The sequence below is a fragment of the Mesorhizobium sp. M7A.F.Ca.US.005.03.2.1 genome (assembly GCF_003997795.1).
Lineage (GTDB): Bacteria > Pseudomonadota > Alphaproteobacteria > Rhizobiales > Rhizobiaceae > Mesorhizobium > Mesorhizobium ciceri.
This window is the reverse complement of the sequence record NZ_RZRP01000457.1, coordinates 1-5,049: the sequence shown is the minus strand read 5'-3', so window position 1 is coordinate 5,049 and position 5,049 is coordinate 1. Positions and strand designations below refer to the sequence as shown.

Genomic DNA, 5,049 nt, shown 5'->3' with positions numbered 1-5,049 from the left:
TAATAGGCCTTGGTCGCGCCACGCGTTTCCCTCTCGAGTCAATTTTCGCACATCGCTATCGGCAAAAAGTCAAATGTTCAATAGCACGTGCGGTTTTGGGGACGCGAAGAGCGGGCTCAAAGCTGGCGCAACGCATCGCTCGCACGGGAAGACCCGAGCGCCCGTTGCATGGCTTGCCGGGACTGCGCGCGATCCGGGGTGATCCAGTTCGGTTCGGCGCCGAGAAAGCGGTCGAGGAAAGCCACCGCATAGGCCGGCATCTCGGTCACATTCTCGCGATAGGACCACCAGGTGCGCAAATCGTCGGCGCATTTGTCGATGCCGGGTGCCGTGCCGAATTCCTGCTCGTGGATCGCCGAAATCACCGAGACGCAGTAGTTGGTGTAGAGGAAACCCTCCGGCCAGAAGCGGACGATTTCCAGCGTGCCGGCGTTCGTTTCCGTCTCGATCAGCTGCGTGAGGCCGGAGATTTCCCTGGCCGGCGCCTGTTTTATCAGCTCACGCAGCACGAGGCCGGCGGCAAAGACGATGAAGTCGGCGCGGTCGATCGCGGCGAAGCGCTTCTGCGCCTCCATGATCTCGACCCAGTCGAGAAAGGCCCTGGTGAGCTTGGCCTCGTCGATCTCGAAGCGCACGCCGAACGTGTCCGCGACCACCTTGGCGCTGCCGCGAAAGGTGGCGCGGAACCAGCGCAACTGCCGCAGCCGATGGCGAAGATCGGGCATCAAGGCCAGTTCGTCCCGGAAGGGCAGGTCCATGTTTCCTCGTATCCTGTTTCCCGGTCAGCCTAGCACAAGGGCGCCGCCGCCGAAATCTGTCAGCGGCCCTGTGGATGACCGCTTCAGAGGCCAATATCATACATATTGACATTCTCGGAAACAAATGTTCTCACTTTGCTGTTGTCACGCGCCGGTCCAAGGTGCGATTCAACTGAGGCTTCGGGAGGAGAACCGAATGGCGATTTGGCAGTGGGGACTGCTTCTGCTGGTTATCGTGTGGGCGCTGCAGTCGCTCGGCGTCTGGCTGCAGATGCGGCATTATTCGGATGTCTTCAGGGGCGTCACCGACCAGTACAAGGACGGCTTCGTCGGAGCCGGCAATTTTCGCGGCCGGTTGGCCAAGGGCACCATCGCGCTCGTCGTGGTGACGCCCGATCTGGTCGTGCGCCGCCTGATGGTGATGAGCGGCCGTTCCGTCTTCACCAAGTTCAAGAGACATGAAGAATTCGAGGGTGTTCCCCTCGATCGACTCCGGTCCAACCCTGCAATCATGGGGGAGGGGGAACCCGGTGTGGCCGAGGCCGTGAAACGGGCGATCGAGCAGATCGACAAAACACGGTCGGAGCCGGGGAAGAAGCCGGGCCTGTCCGGTTTGAACGTAGCAAGGGCTTAGAGCCGGATGATTTCGGGTTCTAAATCGAAGGGATAGAGGACGCCGCGCACCGACTGGGATCAACCGGCGGGTGGCATAAGGAGGAGAAATGTCTGTATTTTCGTTGTTGGCGCAGCATGCCGACATGGCCGTGCACAATCTGCATGTCGCAGGTGCTATGGTTTCGGATGCCGCATTGCATGGCAAGCTCGCTGTCGAGCATGCCTCCGACCATCTCGTTGTCCTCGCACAAGCGGACAGCGGACCGATCACCGTCGATCAGTTCAAGGAAAAGCTGAAGGACGTCCAGCAGGAAGAGCAGCTCGGCTGGCTGACCGCCATCGGCAAGTACTTCATCGGCATCTTCCAGAAGGGTGGCGAGGTCTTCGCCGGCTTCGTCACCGGCATCATTCCGACGCTGGTGGTGCTGATGACGGCCTTCTATGCCGTCACCGAACTGGTCGGTGAAGAGCGCGTGCATGGCCTGGCGCGCGGCGCCGGTCGGATCGCGCTGACGCGCTACACGCTTTTGCCGCTGCTGGCGGTGTTCTTCCTCACCAATCCGATGGCCTATACGTTCGGATCGTTCCTGGAAGAAAAGCACAAGCCAGCCTTCTATGACGCGGCCGTGTCCTATGTGCACCCGCCGCTCGGCCTGTTCCCGCACATCAATCCCGGCGAGTATTTCGTCTGGGGTGGCATTCTCGTCGCGCTGCTGGAGCTGGAAAAGAAGGGCGTCGTCGTCGCCGGCTACCACGTCAAGGTGGCGATCTGGTACGCCATCGTCGGCCTCGTCGTCATCCTGCTCAAGGGCATGCTGACCGAACGCATCACCGCGATCATGGCACGCCGCCAAGGCGTCGAGCTGTAAGGGCGGGGAGGACATCATGGCCAAGACATATAAAGCCGTAAAGATCTCCCAGGGCAAAACCGGCTGGGGTGGCCCGCTCATCATCGAGCCGACCGAACAGCGCAGCAAGGTGGTTTCCGTCACCGGTGGTGGCATTCACCCGGTGGCGCAGCTCATCGCCGACATGACCGGCGCCGAGGCCGTCGACGGCTTCAGGGCACCGCCGATCGAAAGCGAGATGGCGGTTGTCGTCGTCGATTGCGGCGGCACCGCACGATGCGGCGTCTATCCGCGCAAACGTATCCCGACCGTCAATCTGACGCCGGTCGGTCAATCCGGGCCGCTGGCCCAGTTCATCACCGAGGACATCTACGTTTCGGGCGTGAAGCCGGCCAACATCACAATGGCGGACGGATCCGAAACGATCACGACTGCAGGGGGAGCAGCAGCGATGAGTTCAAGCAACAATGCGACCGCGGCACCACAGCCGCTGCCGAGCGAAGGTGGGCTGATCGGCCTCATCAGCACGATCGGCCGCGTCATGGGACGTATCGTCGGCATCTTCTTCAATGCCGGCCGCCGCACCATCGACCAGGTCATCCGCAACGTGCTGCCGTTCATGGCCTTCGTGACCATGCTCATCGGTCTGATCCTGTATACCGGGATCGGCGATGTGCTGGCGCAGCCGATGGGTCCGCTGGCCAACAACATCGTCGGCCTGCTGATCATCTCGGCGATCTGCGGCCTGCCGTTCCTGTCGCCCATCCTCGGGCCAGGCGCTGTCATCGCGCAGGTCATCGGCGTTGCCATCATCGGCCCGCAGATCGCCAACGGCACGATTTCGCCGGCAATGGCACTGCCGGCGCTGTTTGCCTACAATACCCAGGTGGGCTGCGACTTCGTCCCCGTCGGCCTGGCGCTCGGCGAGGCCAAGCCTAAGACGATCGAAATCGGCGTTCCGGCGGTGCTCATCAGCCGCCAGATCATGGGTCCGGTCTCGGTGCTGATCGCCTGGGTCGTCAGCCTGATCGTGTTCTAAGGCAATTCCGGGAAAAGCGCACAATGCTTTCCCTTGGAAATTGCGTCAAAACAAAGAGATAGTGCGGTTCACCGCTCTAGGGAAAGTTGAGAAATGAGGTTCGCCATATGACGGTTCTTTTGAGAACACGGGTCACTGCCATCGGCCCCGAAGTGGCGGACCTTGCCGAAGGGGGCGTGGTCATCCTGTTTGCGGATGGCTCGCCGCCGGAGCTTGCCGAGGTTTCGGTGCTCCACAAGGCGGAGCAGGGACCAAGTGACGGAGCGCCCGCCAAGGGCGCTTCGATCACCCTCGGCCCGGTTGCCGCTGTGATCACAGCGGTCGGCTCCAGCGCGTGGAGCAAGGTGCTGGAAATGGGTCATGTCGTCATTTCGTTCAACGGCGCTACCGAGGCCGAGAGACCGGGCGAGATCTGTGCGTCGCAAGTCGATCCGCAAGCGCTCGTGGCCGCCCTGAAGACCGGCGCGATCATCACCATCGCCGCCTGACAGCATTCGCGCCGCGGCCCATGTTGGGAGCGGCGCCCAAAACCAGAGTATTTGCCATGGAACGCTCGACCATCGTCAGAGTGCATGAAGGTTTGCACGCCCGTCCCGCGACGCGGTTCGTGAAGCTCGCCAAGGGCTTCGAATCCGACGTCGAACTGGTCAAGGACGGCAAGGCGGTCAGCGCCAAGAGTTCGGTCAAGCTGATGCTGCTGGCGGTCAAGGAGAACCAGGAAGTCACGGTGCGGGCGAATGGCGCCGATGCCATCGAGGCGCTCGAGGCGCTGATCGGCTATCTCGAGAATCCGCGGGCCGGCCTCGATGATGAAGCGGAAGCGCAGAGCCCAGCCAACGATGCCGGGCAGGAAGCGGCACCCGCGCCGGGATCCGTGCTGGCGGCACCTGGCGGGGCAAACCGCTTGCGTGGCGTGGCCGCCAGCGAAGGTTTCGCCGTCGGCCCGGCCTTTGCGCATTTCCCACCCGATATCGCTGGACAGGGCCGGATGTTGCGGGCCGAGGAGATAGAAGGCGAGATCGACCGGTTCCGCACGGCTGTCGGCGCCGTCCAGGCCCGCATGGATCATGCGTTGGCGCAGGACAGCCTGTCGGCTGGAGACCGCGGCATCGTCGCCGCGCTGCGCGATATCGCCGCCGACGACAGCCTGACTGGTGAGGCCGAGGGCCTGATCAAGGGCGGCAACGACGCGGTTTCCGCCGTCATCACCGCCGCCTCCACCATTGCCGCCGAGTTCAGCGCCGTCGACGATCACTATCTCAACGCGCGGGCGGATGACGTTCATGCGGTCGGGCGGCAGATTTGCCTGGTGTTGCTGGGCCAAGACGATGTCAGCCTCGAAAACATCCCTGAAGGCGCTATCCTGATCGCCGACGACATCGGCGCCTGGGATCTGGCACGCGCGCCGCTGAAGCGTATCGGCGGCGTGGTGTGCGGCCATGGCGGCGCCACCTCGCACATCGCCATCATCGCGCGCTCGCACGGCATTCCGGCAGTGCTCGGCCTCGGCGACCAGGTCAATGCCTTGCGTACCGCGCGAGACGTCGCGCTCGACGGCAATGCCGGCCATGTGATCATCGACCCCGACGAGGCGACCCGTGCCGATTTCGCCGGCCGCGTCGAAGCGGCGGCAAAGGAGCGCGCCGGGCTGACCATCTTCAAGACGGTGACGCCGAAGCTCGCGGACGGCAGGATCATCGAGGTGGCGGCCAATATCGGCTCACTCGAGGAAATCGAAGCGGCGCAAGAGGCTGGTGCCATGGGCATCGGCCTGTTCCGCACCTGTCTC

The 5,049-nt window shown here is 63.1% G+C and carries 6 protein-coding genes; 5 read left to right on the top strand and 1 reads right to left on the bottom strand.

The features are described from left to right. Positions 1 to 116: 116 nt before the first annotated feature. On the bottom strand, positions 117 to 758 hold the full coding sequence (locus EN991_RS22910; RefSeq protein ID WP_127369600.1) for a hypothetical protein: 642 nt from the start codon (positions 756 to 758) through the stop codon (positions 117 to 119). Between the two features lie 196 nt (positions 759 to 954). Between EN991_RS22910 and EN991_RS22905 the strand changes: the two genes are divergently transcribed. The 5 genes from EN991_RS22905 to EN991_RS22885 all read left to right on the top strand — a co-directional run. Further along, complete coding sequence (locus EN991_RS22905) at positions 955 to 1,392, top strand: transcriptional regulator GutM (RefSeq protein ID WP_013529327.1); 438 nt, start codon at positions 955 to 957, stop codon at positions 1,390 to 1,392. An 88-nt stretch (positions 1,393 to 1,480) separates the two neighbouring features. Beyond that, positions 1,481 to 2,242: a PTS glucitol/sorbitol transporter subunit IIC gene (locus EN991_RS22900; RefSeq protein WP_013529328.1), complete on the top strand. Its 762-nt coding sequence runs from the start codon at positions 1,481 to 1,483 to the stop codon at positions 2,240 to 2,242. A 16-nt stretch (positions 2,243 to 2,258) separates the two neighbouring features. Beyond that, positions 2,259 to 3,260, top strand: coding sequence for a PTS glucitol/sorbitol transporter subunit IIB (locus EN991_RS22895; protein ID WP_024503717.1), 1,002 nt, complete (start codon positions 2,259 to 2,261; stop codon positions 3,258 to 3,260). Positions 3,261 to 3,367: 107 nt separating this feature from the next. Beyond that, a complete protein-coding gene (locus EN991_RS22890; RefSeq protein WP_013529330.1) occupies positions 3,368 to 3,748 on the top strand; it encodes a PTS glucitol/sorbitol transporter subunit IIA in 381 nt (126 codons plus the stop codon). Between the two features lie 56 nt (positions 3,749 to 3,804). Continuing rightward, positions 3,805 to 5,049, top strand: a 1,245-nt coding sequence (locus EN991_RS22885; protein ID WP_127369599.1) for an HPr family phosphocarrier protein, incomplete at its 3' end; no start/stop codon positions are given.